This is a genomic window from Sphingorhabdus profundilacus (assembly GCF_009769755.1).
In the GTDB taxonomy this organism is placed as follows: domain Bacteria; phylum Pseudomonadota; class Alphaproteobacteria; order Sphingomonadales; family Sphingomonadaceae; genus Sphingorhabdus_B; species Sphingorhabdus_B profundilacus.
Genome location: NZ_SDWJ01000001.1, coordinates 1,393,747 through 1,410,582, shown reverse-complemented (window position 1 = coordinate 1,410,582; position 16,836 = coordinate 1,393,747). Strand labels below are relative to the sequence as shown.

Annotated in this window: 19 protein-coding genes; 16 read left to right on the top strand and 3 right to left on the bottom strand. The window is 54.1% G+C overall.

What is annotated here, in order from left to right:
• Positions 1-966, bottom strand: coding sequence for a 4-hydroxy-3-methylbut-2-enyl diphosphate reductase (gene ispH / locus EUU23_RS06535; RefSeq protein ID WP_160353236.1), 966 nt, complete (start codon positions 964-966; stop codon positions 1-3).
• Positions 967-1,114: 148 nt separating this feature from the next.
• Between ispH and EUU23_RS06530 the strand changes: the two genes are divergently transcribed.
• From EUU23_RS06530 to tatC, 9 genes are all read left to right on the top strand, one after another.
• Positions 1,115-1,765, top strand: coding sequence for a hypothetical protein (locus EUU23_RS06530; protein WP_160353235.1), 651 nt, complete (start codon positions 1,115-1,117; stop codon positions 1,763-1,765).
• A 26-nt stretch (positions 1,766-1,791) separates the two neighbouring features.
• Entirely contained in the window at positions 1,792-3,513 is a 1,722-nt protein-coding gene (gene argS / locus EUU23_RS06525; protein WP_160353234.1) for an arginine--tRNA ligase, read from the top strand.
• A gap of 25 nt (positions 3,514-3,538) precedes the next feature.
• Positions 3,539-4,225: an SPOR domain-containing protein gene (locus tag EUU23_RS06520; RefSeq protein WP_160353233.1), complete on the top strand. Its 687-nt coding sequence runs from the start codon at positions 3,539-3,541 to the stop codon at positions 4,223-4,225.
• A gap of 81 nt (positions 4,226-4,306) precedes the next feature.
• Positions 4,307-5,356, top strand: coding sequence for a beta-N-acetylhexosaminidase (nagZ, locus tag EUU23_RS06515; RefSeq protein ID WP_160353232.1), 1,050 nt, complete (start codon positions 4,307-4,309; stop codon positions 5,354-5,356).
• Entirely contained in the window at positions 5,353-6,132 is a 780-nt protein-coding gene (locus EUU23_RS06510; protein WP_160353231.1) for a segregation and condensation protein A, read from the top strand. The genes nagZ and EUU23_RS06510 overlap by 4 nt, the downstream gene beginning before the upstream one ends.
• Positions 6,129-6,734: an SMC-Scp complex subunit ScpB gene (scpB, locus tag EUU23_RS06505; protein WP_160353230.1), complete on the top strand. Its 606-nt coding sequence runs from the start codon at positions 6,129-6,131 to the stop codon at positions 6,732-6,734. The genes EUU23_RS06510 and scpB overlap by 4 nt, the downstream gene beginning before the upstream one ends.
• Before the next feature lie 68 nt (positions 6,735-6,802).
• Positions 6,803-7,024 (top strand): twin-arginine translocase TatA/TatE family subunit, encoded by a 222-nt coding sequence (locus EUU23_RS06500; RefSeq protein WP_160353229.1) that lies wholly within the window; start codon positions 6,803-6,805, stop codon positions 7,022-7,024.
• 48 nt (positions 7,025-7,072) lie between these two features.
• On the top strand, positions 7,073-7,408 hold the full coding sequence (gene tatB, locus EUU23_RS06495; RefSeq protein WP_160353228.1) for a Sec-independent protein translocase protein TatB: 336 nt from the start codon (positions 7,073-7,075) through the stop codon (positions 7,406-7,408).
• Positions 7,405-8,178, top strand: coding sequence for a twin-arginine translocase subunit TatC (gene tatC / locus EUU23_RS06490; protein ID WP_160353227.1), 774 nt, complete (start codon positions 7,405-7,407; stop codon positions 8,176-8,178). Before tatB ends, tatC begins: the two co-directional genes overlap by 4 nt.
• A gap of 4 nt (positions 8,179-8,182) precedes the next feature.
• Here tatC and EUU23_RS06485 read toward each other — a convergent pair whose 3' ends face one another.
• Positions 8,183-8,305, bottom strand: coding sequence for an entericidin A/B family lipoprotein (locus EUU23_RS06485; RefSeq protein WP_160353226.1), 123 nt, complete (start codon positions 8,303-8,305; stop codon positions 8,183-8,185).
• 92 nt (positions 8,306-8,397) lie between these two features.
• Positions 8,398-10,491 carry a TonB-dependent receptor gene (locus EUU23_RS06480; RefSeq protein WP_160353225.1) on the bottom strand — a complete coding sequence of 698 codons (2,094 nt, stop codon included), beginning with the start codon at positions 10,489-10,491 and terminating at the stop codon, positions 8,398-8,400.
• A 202-nt stretch (positions 10,492-10,693) separates the two neighbouring features.
• Here EUU23_RS06480 and EUU23_RS06475 point away from each other — a divergent pair, with 202 nt between their 5' ends.
• The 7 genes from EUU23_RS06475 to EUU23_RS06445 all read left to right on the top strand — a co-directional run bounded on the left by EUU23_RS06475 (position 10,694) and on the right by EUU23_RS06445 (position 16,836).
• On the top strand, positions 10,694-11,686 hold the full coding sequence (locus EUU23_RS06475) for a cysteine synthase A (RefSeq protein ID WP_160353224.1): 993 nt from the start codon (positions 10,694-10,696) through the stop codon (positions 11,684-11,686).
• A 56-nt stretch (positions 11,687-11,742) separates the two neighbouring features.
• On the top strand, positions 11,743-12,033 hold the full coding sequence (locus EUU23_RS06470) for a hypothetical protein (RefSeq protein ID WP_160353223.1): 291 nt from the start codon (positions 11,743-11,745) through the stop codon (positions 12,031-12,033).
• Between the two features lie 2 nt (positions 12,034-12,035).
• Positions 12,036-12,872, top strand: coding sequence for a Gldg family protein (locus tag EUU23_RS06465; RefSeq protein WP_160353222.1), 837 nt, complete (start codon positions 12,036-12,038; stop codon positions 12,870-12,872).
• 232 nt (positions 12,873-13,104) lie between these two features.
• A complete protein-coding gene (locus EUU23_RS06460) occupies positions 13,105-13,596 on the top strand; it encodes a division/cell wall cluster transcriptional repressor MraZ (RefSeq protein ID WP_160353221.1) in 492 nt (163 codons plus the stop codon).
• Positions 13,593-14,549, top strand: coding sequence for a 16S rRNA (cytosine(1402)-N(4))-methyltransferase RsmH (gene rsmH, locus EUU23_RS06455; RefSeq protein ID WP_160353220.1), 957 nt, complete (start codon positions 13,593-13,595; stop codon positions 14,547-14,549). The genes EUU23_RS06460 and rsmH overlap by 4 nt, the downstream gene beginning before the upstream one ends.
• On the top strand, positions 14,546-15,106 hold the full coding sequence (locus EUU23_RS06450; RefSeq protein ID WP_160353219.1) for a hypothetical protein: 561 nt from the start codon (positions 14,546-14,548) through the stop codon (positions 15,104-15,106). Before rsmH ends, EUU23_RS06450 begins: the two co-directional genes overlap by 4 nt.
• Positions 15,103-16,836 (top strand): peptidoglycan D,D-transpeptidase FtsI family protein, encoded by a 1,734-nt coding sequence (locus EUU23_RS06445; protein WP_160353218.1) that lies wholly within the window; start codon positions 15,103-15,105, stop codon positions 16,834-16,836. Before EUU23_RS06450 ends, EUU23_RS06445 begins: the two co-directional genes overlap by 4 nt.

Below are 16,836 nucleotides of genomic sequence, written 5' to 3'. Positions count from 1 at the left end.
TCAAACCCCCGAGTCAGACAGTTCGCGGGGTAATTTGAATATGATGCTTTCTTCGGCGGTCGTAACCTGCTGCTCATCAAGGTCAAAATGACGCGACAGTGAATCTATTATTTCCCTTACCAGCAATTCAGGCGCAGATGCACCCGCGGTCAGGCCCAGAGTGTCGACGCCGTCGAACCAGTTCATGCTGATATCGTCCGCACGTTGCACAAGATGCGCCTTGGCACCTGCGCGCACCGCGACTTCAACCAGACGTACTGAATTTGAACTATTGGGTGCACCGATGACGATAACCAGATCGCACTCGCTCGCAATCGCCTTAACCGCATTCTGCCGGTTTGATGTGGCATAACAAATGTCTTCGCCCTTTGGGCCGACAATAGTGGGGAAGCGGCGTTGCAATGCCTCCACAATCTCAGCGGTGTCATCGACCGATAATGTTGTCTGGGTCAAAAAAGACAGATTTCCGGCGTCATCAATCGTCAATGTTGCGACGTCATCGACTGTTTCGACGAGCGACATCGATCCGGCTGGCACTTGGCCGAACGTGCCAATGACCTCGGGATGACCGGCATGTCCGATGAAGATGATATGGCGGCCGGCCTCAACCTGACGTTCGGCCTGCCGGTGGACCTTGGACACCAGTGGGCAGGTCGCATCCAGATAGGCAAGGCCACGCTCTTCTGCATTAGCGGGGACCGATTTGGGAACGCCATGCGCGGAAAAGACAACATGGCCGCCATCAGGGATCTGGTCCAGTTCATCGACAAATACCGCGCCCTTGGCCTTCAGGCTGTCTACCACAAATTTGTTATGTACAATTTCGTGGCGGACATAAACGGGCGCGCCATGCTGTTCGAGAGCAAGCTCTACGATTTTAATTGCCCGGTCAACGCCCGCACAAAAGCCGCGCGGGGCAGCCAGAAGCAGCTTTAAAGGTCGCTTGGATTGAATCTGTTCAGTCATCGGCAATGTCCTTTAGGTAAAGTCGCCGCATCCGCCAAGACCTTTCCCCTGTTGCGTGTCCTGCGACGGACGGATAAGGACCGGTTAGAAATATGCTTTGGGTCGTGACCCAAGGCGGGACCAAATAAAATCCTGAGGATCAGCCTATATGAAATTCGTTGCCAAAGTCCTTGTCGCGGGAACAATCTTGGCATCACTTGCCGGATGCGCCAAGGATGGCGAACTTGATTTGTCCTCCGGCGTCGGAATCAGTGTGACTCGAACCGGCTGCCCCAGCGTTGCTGTTCCTGATGGCACCGGCGATATTACCCTGTTCAACACAGCAGGCAGTCAGGATGCCAATGCGATTGAATTGGTGGCGACAATTACCAATGTCCGCCCAACCTGCAACAGCACGGGCGAAAAAATCTATTCGCAGGCAAGTTTCGATATACAGGCCCGTCGAAATGATGTGCGAGGGACCAAGACGGTCACGATCCCGTATTTTACAACGGTTGTTCAAGGCGGTAGTGCCGTTGTAGCCAAGCGCGTCGGTCAGGCTACATTGCAATTCGCTGATGGAGAATCCAAGGCCTCGGCAACGGCGCAGGCTGCGAGCTATGTTGACGGCAATTCTGCGCGACTGCCCGCTGAAATTGTTCAGAAAATCACCAAAAAGCGCAAGCCAGGCGATTCCGATGCAGCACTCGACCCGATGGCTGATCCAGAAGTTCGGGCGGCTGTGGTCCGGTCCAGTTTTGAAATGCTGATTGGTTTCCAACTGACCGAAGAGCAACTGCGCTATAACGTCACGCGCTGACCGGCGCTCCGTCAAAGGCACAGGCTATGACCCTTTTTGAAAAATATGCCGCGCATGTGGACCATGCGCTTGACGCGTTGGTTGCGGCTGGAGTGCTGCCGACAGGGCTTGATCGCGGTCAAGTCACTGTGGAACCGCCTCGTGACCTGCTGCATGGTGATTTGGCGACCAATGCGGCCATGGTTTTGGCAAAGCCCGCCGGAACCAACCCGCATGCCTTGGCCGAGGCCTTGTCCGTAGAGCTTGCAAAGGTGGCGGGTGTTACCAATGTCGAACTGGCTGGCCCAGGTTTCCTGAACCTGCGTCTCGATGCCTCTGCCTGGCTGGATGAATTGCGGGATATCGCCAGTGCTGGCGTTGATTATGGCCGGTCGGTCAGCGGAAAAGGGAAGGCGGTCAATGTAGAATATGTCTCCGCAAACCCAACCGGCCCCATGCATATGGGGCATTGTCGTGGTGCGGTGGTAGGAGACGCCTTGGCATCCTTACTTGAATTTTCCGGTTACCGGGTCATTCGCGAATATTATATAAACGACGCTGGTGGGCAGGTCGATACGCTCGCTCGTTCGGCGCATCTGCGGTATCGCGAGGCACTTGGACAGACGATTGAAATTGCCGAAGGACTTTATCCGGGGGACTATTTGATCCCGGTTGGCGCGCGACTGGCAGCGGAATTTGGTGATCGCTACCTGTCGGCGCCTGAGAGCGAATGGCTCATCCCATTTCGCAAGGCGGCGGTTGCCGATATGATGGATATGATAAAGGCGGACCTTGCCTTACTCGGAATCCATCACGATCTGTTTTCGTCCGAAGCCGAATTGCATGATGCGGGAAAAGCTGATGCAGCAGAGGCGGAGTTGCGCGCCCGTGGCTTGATTTACGACGGCGAACTGGAAAAGCCCAAGGGCAAGGAAATCGACGATTGGGAACCGGTTACCCTGCCGCTGTTCCGTTCGACCCAATTTGGCGATGATCAAGATCGCCCGATCAAGAAATCAAATGGCAGTTGGACCTATTTTGGTGCTGACCTTGCCTATCACTACCAAAAAAGCCGTAATGTCGATGCGATGGTCGATATTTGGGGTGCTGACCATGCCGGTACTGTCAAACGGATCAAGGCTGCTGTGAATGCGCTGACAGACGGTAAGGTGCAATTCGACGTAAAACTGGTCCAGATGGTCCGGCTTTTGCGCGGTGGTGAACCCATAAAAATGTCCAAACGCTCGGGCAGCTTTGTTACTTTGTCGGAAATGGTCGACGAAGTCGGCAAAGATGTCGTCCGGTTTACGATGCTGACGCGCAAATCCGACGCGCAGATGGACTTTGACTTCGCCAAAGTTGTTGAAGCGTCCAAAGATAATCCGGTTTTTTATGTTCAATATGCCCATGCCCGCATCCAGTCGACATTGCGTAAGGCCGAAGCAGAAGGGATGCAGCCCGATGGATCGCAATTGCATTTGCTGGGTGATGCCGAACTAAACCTCATCAAAGAGGCGGCAAATTTCCCGCGCATTGTCGAAGCTGCGGGCAAAGCCGGCGAACCGCATCGGATCGCCTTCTATCTCAGCGATTTGGCGGCGGCATTCCATGCCTATTGGAATTTGGGCAATGATCAGCCCGATAAGCGGTTCATATTGGCACATAATCCGGCATTAACGGGGGCAAGGCTTTTCTTAGCGACCAATATCGGGCAAGTTATTCGCAACGGGCTTCGACTTATGGGCGTCGAAGCCGCAAACAGCATGTAGCGAAATTGAATTTGGGGAATTTGGCATGAGCGATGAGACCAACGACAACCGGAACACAGAGTCATTGGGATTGGATGATCCGGATCGTTTGCCCTGGTTGGAAACGGCAGATGGTTATGAATATGACGAAGGTGCATCGCCGTTAAAGGTTGCTGCGATGGTCCTTGGTGGCCTGGTTTTGCTGGCTGCTATTGTTGGCGGTATCTATTGGGCGCAACGCTATCAAAATAACGCACAGACTGGCAAAGGCGAGCTGATTGCTGCGCCTGCAGGCGATTATAAGGCAAAACCTGACGAGGCCGGCGGCAAGACTTTTGAAGGTGAAGGCGATTCTGCCTTTGCGGCAAGCGAAGGCAAAAAGACCGGCGCGACGATCGCACCTACGGGAAAAACAGCTGATGCCAAGGCACCCGCCACCGGACCTGCCACAGCAGCAACGGCACCAAAGGCCGCGAACGCCGCTGCCCCTGACGGTGCTGTTATGGTTCAATTAGGTGCTTTTGGAGATTCGGCGAAGGCCGAAGCGGCGTGGGCTGCCTTTGGCAAACGGTTTGGATTTTTGTCGGGAACAAACCGCCGTATTGCAACAGCTAGCGTCGAAGGTGGGCGCAAGATATTCCGGTTACAGGCGGTTACCGCCAACGCCGCTGCTGCACAGCAATTATGTGCAAAGTTGAAAGCGGCAGGCGAAAACTGCCTGATTGTGCGTTAGAACCGGTTATGCACAGCTAAGCCGATCTACCGTCGGGCGCACGACTTGCGCTTGGCATGCTGACGGCTTAGCATCCTGTTTATGAAGCCAGTGATATTTGGCCTTTCGGGTCTAACGCTTACCAACGAAGAGAAACGCCTGTTTCGCGATGTCGAACCTGCGGGCTATATTCTTTTCAAACGCAATATCGAAAATCGCACCCAGCTTCGGGCCCTGACCGATAGTGTCCGGTCATTGCACGGTCGCGATGATGTTCCAGTTTTGATCGATCAGGAAGGTGGCAGGGTTGCGCGGATGCGTGCGCCTGAATGGCCCGAATTCCCCGCCGGCGGGGCTTTTGATGCACTCTATGACCTTGCCCCGATAACCGCTATCGAAGCCGCGCGGAACAATGCAGAGGCAATTGCGCTAACCCTCGCCGAAGTTGGCATAAATGTTGACTGCCTGCCGGTCCTGGACGTGCGTGTGCCCGATACCCATTCAGCCATTGGAGATCGTGCCTTGGGCAGCGATCCGTTGCAGGTTGCCGCCTTGGGCAAGGCGATTTTGGACGGTTTGGCGGCTGGTGGCGTGGTCGGCGTGGTAAAACACATGCCGGGGCAAGGCCGTTCGGTGGTGGATACCCACCATGATCTGCCGCATGTACTTGCAAGTGAGGATGATCTGGAACAAGATCTCGCCCCTTTTCGCGCCCTGAAAAATGCTGCGATGGGTATGACGGGACATGTGGTTTACGACATTTGGGACAATCTGAACACCGCAACCATGTCGCCCTTTGTTATTGAGCATATCATCCGGGGCAAAATCGGTTTTGACGGTCTGTTGATGAGCGATGATCTCGATATGAACGCACTGACCGGTGATGTTGCAACCCGCGCGGCCAATTGCGTGGCTGCCGGTTTGGACCTCGCGCTTAATTGCTGGGGGCGCTTTGACGAAATGGTTGCAATATCCGAAAAGTTGCCGGACATAACTGAGGCCGCGCGGGTACGCCTTGATCGGGCCATGGCGGGTTCGAAATTGGCATTTGACGCTGACAGGCTGGCATTTCTGCTTGCAAAGCGGGACCAGTTACTGGCGTTGACAGACGTCGGGGCCAAGCTGACACACGGGGCAACCGGTGCAGCATGAACGAGAACGGGCTTTTTGACGAAGATAGCGATCTGCACGAAATAGGTAGCATACACACCGATGTGCTGACGATCGATATCGACGGTTGGGAAGGGCCGCTCGACCTGTTGCTGACACTGGCCCGCAATCAGAAAGTCGATTTGCGTGCGATTTCGATATTGGCGTTGGTGGAACAATATTTGGTGTTTATTGAACAGGCGCGGACGCTGAAGCTGGAATTGGCTGCCGATTATCTGGTGATGGCGGCTTGGCTGGCCTATCTGAAATCCGCCCTGTTGCTGCCAAAGGACCCGGCGATTGACCCTTCACCAGAAGAGTTGGCCTTGCGATTGCAGCTCCGGCTGGAACGCCTGAACGCCATGCGGGAAAGCGGCGCACGGTTGATGGCGCGCGACCGGGCGGGCCGCGACGTGTTCATGCGTGGCGCGCCGGAAGGATTGCGGGTGGTGAAAGCACGCGCTTGGGATTGCGACTATTTCGAACTGATACTGGCCTATGGGCAGATCAAGGCCAGGACGCAGCCTGTGTTGCATGTCGTCAAAAGACGCGCGGTGATGACGTTGGAAGAGGCGTTGGAACGTGTCTCGGCAATGATCGGCCGGGCCGTCGACTGGACCGCCATAGAGTCATTTCTGCCAGATTTGCCAGAGGCCGGCTTGAGAAAATCGGCACTTGCTTCCAGCTTTGTTGCTGCGCTGGAGCTCGCCAAGCGTGGTACAATCGACTTGCAGCAAGATGCCATATTCGCCCCGTTAATGGTCAGGTTGAAAGCATGATGATCGAACATGATCCCGATATCCGTGCGGTCGAAGCAACCTTATTTGCCGCTGAACACCCGATGACGGTGGAGAATATCCGCAGATATGTTGGGGATTCCGTAGATGTCGCAGCAGCTTTGACCAAATTGGGCGAGCAATATGACGGTAGAGGTATCGAACTGGTTCGGCGTGGCAATAGCTGGCATTTCCAGACTGCGGCAGATCTCGCCTATTTGCTGCGCCGGGAACGGGAAGAAACACGGAAATTGAGCCGTGCTGCCGTTGAAACCTTAGCGATCATTGCCTATCACGAACCTGTCAGCCGCGCAGAAATAGAGGCAATTCGCGGCGTCCAGATATCAAAAGGCACATTGGATGTGTTGATGGAAACAGGCTGGGTCAGACCGGCGGGACGACGTGAAGTTCCTGGAAGGCCCTTGATTTACGCCACGACGACAGGCTTTTTGACGCATTTCGGGTTAACTTCGCGCAAAGATCTGCCTGGTATTGAAGATCTGAAGGCTGCCGGATTGCTGGACCCGATCGATATTGCGTTGGGTGACATGCATTTCGGCGAAGAAAGTGACGGCGAACTGGAAATTGTCGAAGACAATGACTAGATGCTATATTGGTGTGAACAGGCAGCATGTGCTGCCCTTGCCGGGGACATCCCCGTTAGGAGTATGAAATGGGTGGATTGAGCATCTGGCATTGGCTGATCGTCGGCATTCTGGTGCTGCTTTTGTTCGGCAAAGGGCGTTTTTCAGATATGATGGGCGATGTTGCCAAGGGCATCAAAAGCTTCAAAAAGGGAATGACCGAAGAGGATGAGGCTCCCAAGGCCCCGCCGCAAATCGGTGCGACCACTGTTATCGACGCCGAAAAGCAGACCGACAAGACGCAAGGCTAAGGCAAGTGACACTGGCGCACACCTTACCCTCGCCGTCGGGGGCCTGAAATGTTTGACGTTGCGTCATCGGAATTTCTGCTCATCGTGCTTGTCGCTTTGCTGGTCATTGGGCCCAAAGATTTACCTAAATTGTTGCGCGTTGTCGGCAAATGGGTGGGCAAGGCACGCGGCGTTGCCGCACAATTTCGCTCGGGATTTGATGAAATGGTCCGCCAATCCGAACTGGAAGAGCTGGAGAAAAAGTGGAAAGCCGAAAATGAACGTATCATGCGCGAACATCCTGCCGAAGCGCGTCCCGACATCGTCGATGAAGAGGCTGCGCCGGTGCCTCATGACGCACCCGTAACGGCAGCGGTAAATATGGAAGCGCCGTCCAAATCATGAGCGATCTTGATGAGAGCAAAATGCCGCTACTCGACCATTTGATTGAGTTGCGAACGCGTCTTTTGTGGAGTTTTCTGGCTCTCGCCGTTGCCTTTGGTATTTCGATCTATTTTGCCCGTCCGATTTTCGGATTTCTGGTTCAGCCGCTTTTGGCTTCGGGTCAAACCAAGCTGATATATACAGCAATTTTCGAAGCATTTTTTGTCGAAATAAAGGTCGCCTTTTTTGCGGCAGCTTTTTTCTCTTTCCCGGTGTTTGCAACCCAACTCTGGCGCTTTGTCGCACCTGGGTTATACGCAAAAGAAAAGCGGGCGTTTCTCCCCTTTCTAATTGCAACCCCGATGCTTTTTACGCTCGGTGCCGCGATGGCCTATTATATGGCAATCCCTGTCGCGCTAAATTATTTACTTGGCTTTGGCGGCAATGTCGGCGGCGTTGAACAACAGGCTTTGCCTGGAGTCGACAATTATCTCAACTTCGTGATGAAGTTCATTTTCGGTTTCGGCATTTCTTTTTTGCTGCCCGTGTTGCTCATGTTGCTCGAAAAGGCAGGCATCATAACGCTCGCCCAGCTTAAGGGCGGTCGGCGTTATGCGATTGTCGGTGCTTTCGCGATTGCGGCCGTGTTGACCCCGCCGGACGTTGTGTCGCAACTGCTCTTGGCCATCCCCCTTTGTATCCTTTACGAATTGGCGATCATCGCCATCTGGTTAACACATAGAGGTCGCGTAAAAACGACCCCGGATTCATCCGAGGCCGCGGCGGAATAATATATCAGATCGCCCGATCGCCAGCTTCGCCGACAGATTCAATATCTTCGCCCAGCCCTTTTACGGTGTTGCAAGCCGACAATAGGATTGTCGCAGAAATCAGGATTGCTGTTGCTATTTTACGCATGAAAAGTCTCCAGTAAGGCAGATGCCGCTCTTTGCACCTGCCAAACTGAATATAGCCTTACAAGTCACCGACTTCCGTCAACCTAACCTGCTCTAAAAACTGAAACGAGCTGTAACCCTGAAATCGCGACCGGCCAGGGCGACGAAGTCTTTCGTGAAAGACGCCGCGCGGCGGGCCTCGACATCGAAAATATTGTTGGCCGCCGCGATCAGGCTGATATTCTTGTCACGACCAAAGGGCCGCCAAGTCAGAGCTGCATTCACCATGGTAAAGCCATCGGTTGGATTTTCAAAACTGGCTGTGCGGTTCTGGCTGTCCGTCCATTCCACTTCACCGCGCAGATCAAGATTGGCACTTTGCAATTCCAGGCCGCCCAATAAACGCAGCGGCGGAATCCGCGGGGCAGGACCAATGCCGGTAATGGTTGCGCGCGTATAATCGGCAACGCCATCGACGACAAAGTCGAATCCCGCGGCATGACCTAATTGGGCAGAGGCCTCGGTTTCGACGCCCCAGACACGCGCCTTTTGCTGCAAATAGACGAATTCGGGCAAGTCATCGACGATGTTGCCTGTGTCATTTTCGAAAATGAAGCTGCCGAACCGATTGGTATAAAGGGTTGTCGTAAAATCGAAGCGCGTGCTGTCGTATCGCGCATAAAGCTCACCATTCCAACTGCGCTCGCTCCGCAAAGTTGGATCGCCGACTTCGAATGATTGTGTCGCGACATGAGGGCCGTTGGAAAACAGCTCTTCGACCGACGGCGCACGACCCGTGCGCGAAATATTGGTACCAATTTTCAAATCGCCAATATTGTAACCAATGCCAAATGCTGCCGATACATTGTTAAAGCTGCGTTCGATCGCCAAAGTCTGTGCTTCAAGACGGGCATGATCGAAACGGATCGCAACTTCGGCATCAAGGTTACCCAGAGAAAATTCCTGCAAGGTAAACAAGCCCAATTGGTTTGATCGCGTCGGCGGGATGAATGCTTCATCACCAACGGCTTCAAAGTCGCGGGTCTGGAATTGCAGGCCGGTCGCGCCGCGCCAACCGCCGCGTTCATTTTGAGTCAGCTCCAACCGCGCTTCGATCGCCTTGCTAAAAAACGTCGTGCCAATTTCAGAGCCTTCGAGCTCCTTATGGGTATAGTCCGCATAGCCGGCGCGTATGCGGGCTTTGTCGAATAGGCCATCGCCCAATTCGACCTCTCCTCGTAAGTCAAAACGATATTGGCGTAAGTCGATAGACACTTCGCCGCCAACCGGCTCTGAAAAATCGGGCCGTTCTGGAATGCCATATGCAGTGTCATATATATTGAATGAAATGCCGAGATTGCCGCCGTCATCAATAAATGCGCCACCGGCTCCAAATGACCAAGTCTCGACACCGCTATTGGGTAACCGGCCCCGGAAATTGACCCAGTCTCGGGCATTGGCAGCCCCGGTTAAGTTCCCCGATGCAGCTTCATCTGCAGATACATCAAGTGCCTCATCCCTAAATTCCGGCGACAAGAGAAATCCGCCAATCCGCAAGTCGCTCGATTTGCGGTAGCTGCCATCCACATGGGCCACAAACCGAGTTGAGATCGGAAGGTCGATCGAGCCGCCACCCGAATATTCGTCCGATGCTGTTGAATATCCCAATATCGCATCAACATGCACGGCTTCTTGCGGGACCGCGCGCGGGATACGTTTATCAATGACATTGACAGCCCCACCCACGGCCTGCCCGCCGAAAAGCAGGACAGCGGGTCCACGAAGCACTTCGATCCGCTCCGTGGTCAGTGCGTCAATAGTAACAGCATGGTCTGCCGATGTGTTCGACGCGTCGATATTTCCAATGCCATCGGTCAAAACGGCAACACGATTGCCCTGGAAGCCGCGCAGAACAGGGCGCGAAGCACCGGGTGAGAAGCTTGTTGCCGAAACACCGGGTATTTGTGTGAGCATATCGCCAATTTGCCCCTGAGATTCAGCCGCCAATTTCTCGCCCGATAGCGCCGACGTGCCAGAGAGAATGTCGAGACGTTCGACATAAGGGGCGGTAACCACGATTTCTTTATCGGTATGAAAATCATCTTCGCCCGCATTGACTGCGTCTTGTTGAGCGAACACCGGAACGGTTAGGGCATAGGAAAGGGCGAAAAGGCTGACGGGATATAGAGCAATACGCGGTAAGGACATTGAAAAGAGACCATATTCTATTTGGAAGAGAGGACGGAATAGTCATTATGTTATAATATAACAATACACAATATCCGAATTCGACGAAATGAAGTTATCAGCCGACCATTCGCATCTCTATGGCGCCGGTGCATGTCGTCAGCGTCGCTTCAGTGACAGTGCTGCTTGCGATTATCCCCGAAAATCTCTAGCGGACGAGGCTATGACTGTCTTGCCCAATACCCTTGAACTTATCGGAAACACGCCGCTGGTGCGGCTTCGCGGGCCTAGCGAAGAAGCTGGTTGCGATGTTTTCGGGAAATGTGAATTTGCCAACCCCGGCGCGTCGGTGAAGGACCGGGCCGCGTTATTCATCGTGCGCGATGCGGAGCGCCAAGGGCTGTTGCGGCCCGGTGGTACTATTGTCGAAGGGACGGCAGGTAACACCGGGATTGGCCTTGCTTTGGTCGCCAATGCGCTTGGATATAAAACAATCATCGTCATGCCCGAAACACAATCGCAGGAAAAGAAAGATACGTTGCGGGCATTGGGCGCACAATTGGTCCTTGTCCCGGCCGCGCCTTATTCCAATCCCGGCCATTTTGTGCATACCTCGCGCAGGTTGGCAGAAGAAACTGAAAATGCAGTCTGGGCGAACCAGTTTGACAATATCGCCAACCGTAAAGCGCATATCGAAACCACGGCAGAGGAGATCTGGTCGCAAATGGATGGCCGGATTGACGGATTTACCTGTGCTGCCGGCACCGGCGGGACAATCGCTGGCGTAGGAATGGGCCTTAAGGCCAAGGATGAGCGGGTCACTATCGCGCTGACCGATCCCCATGGGGCCGCGCTGTTCAGCTATTATGCTTGCGGCGAACTGCGTGCCGAAGGCAGCTCTGTTGCTGAAGGTATCGGACAGGGGCGGGTGACTGCCAATCTTGACGGCGCACCGATCGATACGCAATTTCGCATTTCCGATGAAGAAGGCCTGTTGTGGGTGCGGCGCTTGCTGGCTGAAGAAGGATTATGTCTTGGACTTTCGTCGGGTATCAATGTTGCCGGCGCAATCGCGTTGGGTAGGCAGCTTGGGGCAGGAACGAGGGTTGCGACGATTTTATGTGACACCGGCTTTCGATATCTCTCGACAATCTACAATCCCGAATGGATGCAGGCCAAAAACTTACCGCCAATGCCTTGGCAACTGGAAAACTGAAGCTATCGTCCCGATATAGGGTTCATGTCTGGGAAATATCATCAAAAGGACGTCTTATGGTAGAACCGCGACAATCGGCGATGCAACGTATCCAGGTCGGCGTTATCGGTTTGGTCGTCGTCCTTTTATTTGTCAGTCTTGCAACCATGGTGCTTGACCGGGTACAAACCGGTCCTGAATCTGTTGCAAATTCAAATGGTACCGCACCGAATTCCGACCCCGCAACACCGCCCGACGAACCTCTGGCCGAACTTGGCGTGACACCCATTGCCAAAGATGATGGCGCTGAAAAAGCGTTGGATGAACCGGCGCAATCGATAAGGCAGGTTCAGGGTCGCGCGCAATAGTAATGCGATTGACTAATCTGGCCATTTCATCGCGTACTGGCGCGCAAAAGCGCCTGCTGGTCGGGTTGCTGCTTGTTCTGGGGTTAATATTTTTCCTTTCGGCCATGCGCTATTTTCAAAACGAGGCTGATGGGGTGAAACCCTCCATCGGGCTGATGACGACCTTGCCTCTGCAATGGAGTGAAGGCGGGATTGAGGCCGACCTTGCCTCGGATGCACAAGCGCATCCCGCATTTGCCCGGTTGGAACAGCAATATACGATCATACCGATGGACGATTTTACCGCATTGGATCGTCAGGCCATTGATGTGTTGGTCCTGGCACAACCCCGGGCACTTGCCCCGGCAGAGCTTGTTAAGCTGGACGACTGGGTCCGCGCCGGCGGACGTCTATTGATACTGGCCGATCCGGCGCTGCAATGGGGCAGTTTATATCCAATCGGAGACAAAAGACGCCCGCTTTTTACCAGCCTGCTGTCACCCTTATTTTCGCATTGGGGGATAGAACTTGTTTTGCCGATGACCGAGCAGCAAGCTGTTATATTGTTGGAAATCAACGATTTGACTCTTCGCACGCAAACTCCTGGTGAATGGCTGGCTAAGGCTGATGGTGGTCCTGAAAAATGCCAAATTCTGGAGCAAAGGATTTTGGCTGATTGTAAAATCGGCAAGGGAAGGGCGTTGCTTGTCGCCGACGCTGATTTGCTCGATTCCGTGTATTGGGAGGGGCAGGGCGTTCGAATGGTGACAGGCACCGACGAATTCCCGAACGTGAAATGGGTCGAAAGCCTGATTTTGAAACTTCGAACCGGAGGCGGGATAAGCGCTATGACCCAGTAAATCCTGCTCCAAGTAAAAATATTTGCGATAAAAATGTTTAAAAACAGTGATATATCCAGTTTTCTGACTATTTATCCATAAATTCCCTCTTTTCATCCATAAAATCCCTTGGTATGCCCAGTTGTCCAAGGGGTGGATTCCTGATTCTGACGGTCGTTCCGGCGTCCGCATGGCGATTACCTGTCGCTGTGATCGGAGATCTGCGCCCTGTTGTTGAGGGTGGATTAACGTCGTGTCAGGATTGGTGGTCTATGCAGGTTCAGGGGTGTCGACAGTCGACGCCAAAGGCCGTGCGACCATACCTGCGGAACTACGGGACAGTGTTCAGGCTTCGAGCGGCGCAAATTCGGTATGCATATCACGCCACCCCAAGCTGCCCTGCTTAATCGGATTTGGTGGCGCGGAGCGTTTGAAATTACGGGCAGATGTCGAGGCGCAATGGCAGAGCGCGTTGAACCGGGGCGTCGAATTTGACCGCGAATTGGCCGGTGTCACGGCATCTTCGATATTCGAAACGAACTTTGAAGCCAGTGGCCGTTTTGTGCTTTCCCCTATGTTACGACATTTTGGAAAAATCGAAGATCGCGCCTTTTTCTTTGGGGCAACCACCCATTTCATGCTGTGGAATCCGGACGTCTTCCTGGCCGAAGCGCCCGATGGTTACAACGCAGTCAAGGACGAACTTCTATATTGGCTTGCCCAGGCAGGAAAGCGCGAAAAATGACCGCGCAGCCGCCACATATTCCCGTTTTGTTGGATGAAGTAATTCACGCTCTGGCCATCACCCCTGGATCAGAGATTGTGGACGGCACCTTTGGTGCAGGAGGATACAGCCAAGCGATACTGGCTGGCGGCGCGCGCGTTTATGCGTTTGACCGTGATCCCGATGCGCTGTCTGAAGGTGTTGAACTTGCAGGCCGCAGTGGAGGCGCTCTGCGTCTTTACTCGGCCTGCTTTTCAGATTTGGACAATGTGCTGCTCGCCGATGGCATCACTGAAGTTGATGGCGTGGTGCTCGACATCGGCGTTTCTTCGATGCAGCTTGATCGCGCTGAACGTGGCTTTTCCTTTCAAAAGGACGGTCCGCTCGACATGCGGATGGCCCAGGACGGCATGACCGCCGCCGATTTTGTCAATGATGCGGACGAAGCCGACATCGCCGACATTATTTACCGCTATGGCGAAGATCATCGCTCGCGCCGGATCGCACGGGCCATTGTTGCCGCTCGTCCAATAGAGACAACCGCGCAATTGGCGACGATTGTCCGCAAGGCCGTCGGTCACAAGCCGGGTGCGCCCAAGGACCCTGCAACACGCGCCTTTCAGGCCATCCGCATTCACATAAATCGCGAACTTGACGAACTGACAGGCGGGTTAGAGGCGGCTGAGCGGTTGTTAAAGCCCGGCGGTCGATTGGCTGTGGTAACATTTCACAGCCTTGAGGACCGGATAGTGAAACAGTTTCTGCGCCGCAGAAGTGGCGCGGAGGGTGCAGGGTCCAGGCATATTCCGGTGGTCGCAAATGCTGGCCCTGCATCCACTTTCGAAAAAGCAGACAAGGCCGTCCGTCCATCTGAGGCGGAACTCACCAGAAACCCGCGGGCACGTTCTGCCACGTTAAGAACAGCAACCCGCACAGCAGCGCCCGCATGGGCCGAAGGAGGAATGGCAGCATGAGCCTCGCCATGAAGCGATTGAAGAATTTAGGTTGGTTGGCGCTGGTTTTCATGGTGGCTATCCTTCTTTACCCGCTGTCGCTCAACGTCGCTGCGGTCCATAGCGATCTGATTGCGGTGGATCGCCAGATATTGGATACAAAGCGCGAGATCAGCTTTCTTCAGGCCGAAATACGGACCCGTGCGAGTTTACAGCAACTCGAAGAGTGGAATGAGCTGCTTTACGGCTATGCCCCGCCAACGGCCGCGCAATTTGTGGATGGAGAAGCGGCCCTTGCTGGATTGGGTTCCGATATGCCGGTAACCAAACCTGTGATGGTTGCCGTAAACGAACAGCCTTCCGGGTTGGTGAATGCGGGTAAATCCAACGCGGCGTCGCAAAACACGGGTTCCAGCTTCGAAATCGTGATCGCCGAAAAACCGGTACCCGCTGTCCAAAAACCAAAGGTAGAGCAAAGCCGCACGGAGCGGCTTGCCCGGATGGACGAAAAATTGCTGTCTGATGATCTGATGCGCGACATTGCTGCCAAGGCCGACAGGGAACGTAAAGGCCTATGACTATTTTGGCCGCCCGGACAACGACCCGTAAAAGCGGAATAGGTACCCCGCCTTTTGAGGCGCTTGGTTTTTGGCGACTGTTGGTGTTGCTTGCGATTTTTGGACTATTCGTTCTTTTGCTTATCGGACGCTTGGCGACATTGGCCTTGTTCGAAAGTTCGCGCGCATATGGCGCGACAAATACCGAATATGTCCCTGATCGTGGCGATATTGTGGACCGGAACGGTGTTCCGTTGGCGCGCAGCATCTATGGCTATGCCATATGGGTGAAGCCGGACCAGTTATTGGGTGATAAAAGGGAGCTGGCAGGCCAGCTTGCCGCAATATTTTCCGATACCTCGGCCGCCGAATTTTATGCAAAGCTGAGTGCGGACAAGCCGGGCTATCTGCGTAAACGGGCATTGCCGGAGCAGGTGCGGCAGGTTCATGATCTTGGTGAAATTGCCATCGAATTTCCGCGTGAAGCCACCCGGCTTTACCCTCAACATGATATGGCGGCCCATGTGCTGGGTTTTGTGAATCGTGATGGCAAAGGTGCCATGGGTATGGAGCGGGTGATGAATGATCATCTTCGTAACCCGGCAACGCGGTCGAAGCCGCTGAATCTGGCGCTGGACGTTCGTGTGCAAGCGGCATTGGAAAGCGAATTGCTGTCCGGCATGAGATCGAACAGTGCAAAAGGTGCGGCCGGAATTGTCCTTGACGTACAGACCGGCGAAGTCGTGGCGATGGCCACGCTTCCCTCTTTTAACCCGAACCGGCCAGTATTCGCAAATATCCCCGACCTAGGGGAAACCATCGTAGAAGGGCGCTATCCGATTTCCCGTCAGACCAATAATGTGACCAATCGGGTATATGAACTGGGTTCGACATTCAAACCATTGACGGTTGCTGCTGCGCTTGACGCAGGTACGGTGCGCGATCTCTCCATCCGTTATGACGCGACCAAGCCACTCGAAATTGGTGGTTTCAAAATCCGGGATACCCATCCATCGGGTCGTTGGCTCAATACACCAGAAGCTTTGGTACATAGTTCAAACATCGTCACCGCACAGATTGCCGACAATCTTGGAGCGCAGCGAATGGACGCCATGCTGCGGACAATGCATTTCAATGCACGTCCTGATATCGAATTGGCGGAAAAGGCGATGCCGCTTTACCCTAAAAAATGGGGGCGGCTGACGAATATGACCGTCGGTTATGGCCATAGTATCGCCGTGACACCGCTCCATTTGGCGAGCGCCTATGCGGCTATGGTGAACGGCGGAATATATCGTCCCGCCACCATGTTCAAAACCAGTGCAAATGCCAAAATTCCCGGAAAGCGGGTCTTTTCGGCGGCGACAAGCGCACGGATGCGCCAGTTGATGCGGATGATCGTCGTCGACGGCACCGGACGCAAGGCCGACGCGCTTGGTTATCGTGTTGGTGGAAAAACAGGGTCAGCTGAAAAACCCGGCGTAGGTGGCTATAGCCGCAATTTGGTGGTGGCAACTTTTGCCGCTGCATTCCCGATGGACAATCCGCGTTACATCGTATTGGCCATGTTGGATGAACCAAAAGGGACGGCTGAAGCAAGTTTTCAGCGGACAGCGGGCTACACTGCCGCGCCTGTCGTACAGAAAACCATTACGCGTATCGGTCCTTTGTTGGGCATAATCCCCGATATGAAGCGCGATGTTGATGTTTCGGAACTGATGCCTTTATTGTGGAAGGCAAAGGGAGAGTAA

What these genes read in the sequence shown, in the direction of transcription:
- ispH (WP_160353236.1), bottom strand. Translation starts at nt 966, where the DNA reads ATGACTGAACAGATTCAATCCAAGCGACCTTTAAAGCTGCTTCTGGCT.
- EUU23_RS06530 (WP_160353235.1), top strand. Translation starts at nt 1,115, where the DNA reads ATGAAATTCGTTGCCAAAGTCCTTGTCGCGGGAACAATCTTGGCATCA.
- argS (WP_160353234.1), top strand. Translation starts at nt 1,792, where the DNA reads ATGACCCTTTTTGAAAAATATGCCGCGCATGTGGACCATGCGCTTGAC.
- EUU23_RS06520 (WP_160353233.1), top strand. Translation starts at nt 3,539, where the DNA reads ATGAGCGATGAGACCAACGACAACCGGAACACAGAGTCATTGGGATTG.
- nagZ (WP_160353232.1), top strand. Translation starts at nt 4,307, where the DNA reads ATGAAGCCAGTGATATTTGGCCTTTCGGGTCTAACGCTTACCAACGAA.
- EUU23_RS06510 (WP_160353231.1), top strand. Translation starts at nt 5,353, where the DNA reads ATGAACGAGAACGGGCTTTTTGACGAAGATAGCGATCTGCACGAAATA.
- scpB (WP_160353230.1), top strand. Translation starts at nt 6,129, where the DNA reads ATGATGATCGAACATGATCCCGATATCCGTGCGGTCGAAGCAACCTTA.
- EUU23_RS06500 (WP_160353229.1), top strand. Translation starts at nt 6,803, where the DNA reads ATGGGTGGATTGAGCATCTGGCATTGGCTGATCGTCGGCATTCTGGTG.
- tatB (WP_160353228.1), top strand. Translation starts at nt 7,073, where the DNA reads ATGTTTGACGTTGCGTCATCGGAATTTCTGCTCATCGTGCTTGTCGCT.
- tatC (WP_160353227.1), top strand. Translation starts at nt 7,405, where the DNA reads ATGAGCGATCTTGATGAGAGCAAAATGCCGCTACTCGACCATTTGATT.
- EUU23_RS06485 (WP_160353226.1), bottom strand. Translation starts at nt 8,305, where the DNA reads ATGCGTAAAATAGCAACAGCAATCCTGATTTCTGCGACAATCCTATTG.
- EUU23_RS06480 (WP_160353225.1), bottom strand. Translation starts at nt 10,491, where the DNA reads ATGTCCTTACCGCGTATTGCTCTATATCCCGTCAGCCTTTTCGCCCTT.
- EUU23_RS06475 (WP_160353224.1), top strand. Translation starts at nt 10,694, where the DNA reads ATGACTGTCTTGCCCAATACCCTTGAACTTATCGGAAACACGCCGCTG.
- EUU23_RS06470 (WP_160353223.1), top strand. Translation starts at nt 11,743, where the DNA reads ATGGTAGAACCGCGACAATCGGCGATGCAACGTATCCAGGTCGGCGTT.
- EUU23_RS06465 (WP_160353222.1), top strand. Translation starts at nt 12,036, where the DNA reads ATGCGATTGACTAATCTGGCCATTTCATCGCGTACTGGCGCGCAAAAG.
- rsmH (WP_160353220.1), top strand. Translation starts at nt 13,593, where the DNA reads ATGACCGCGCAGCCGCCACATATTCCCGTTTTGTTGGATGAAGTAATT.
- EUU23_RS06450 (WP_160353219.1), top strand. Translation starts at nt 14,546, where the DNA reads ATGAGCCTCGCCATGAAGCGATTGAAGAATTTAGGTTGGTTGGCGCTG.
- EUU23_RS06445 (WP_160353218.1), top strand. Translation starts at nt 15,103, where the DNA reads ATGACTATTTTGGCCGCCCGGACAACGACCCGTAAAAGCGGAATAGGT.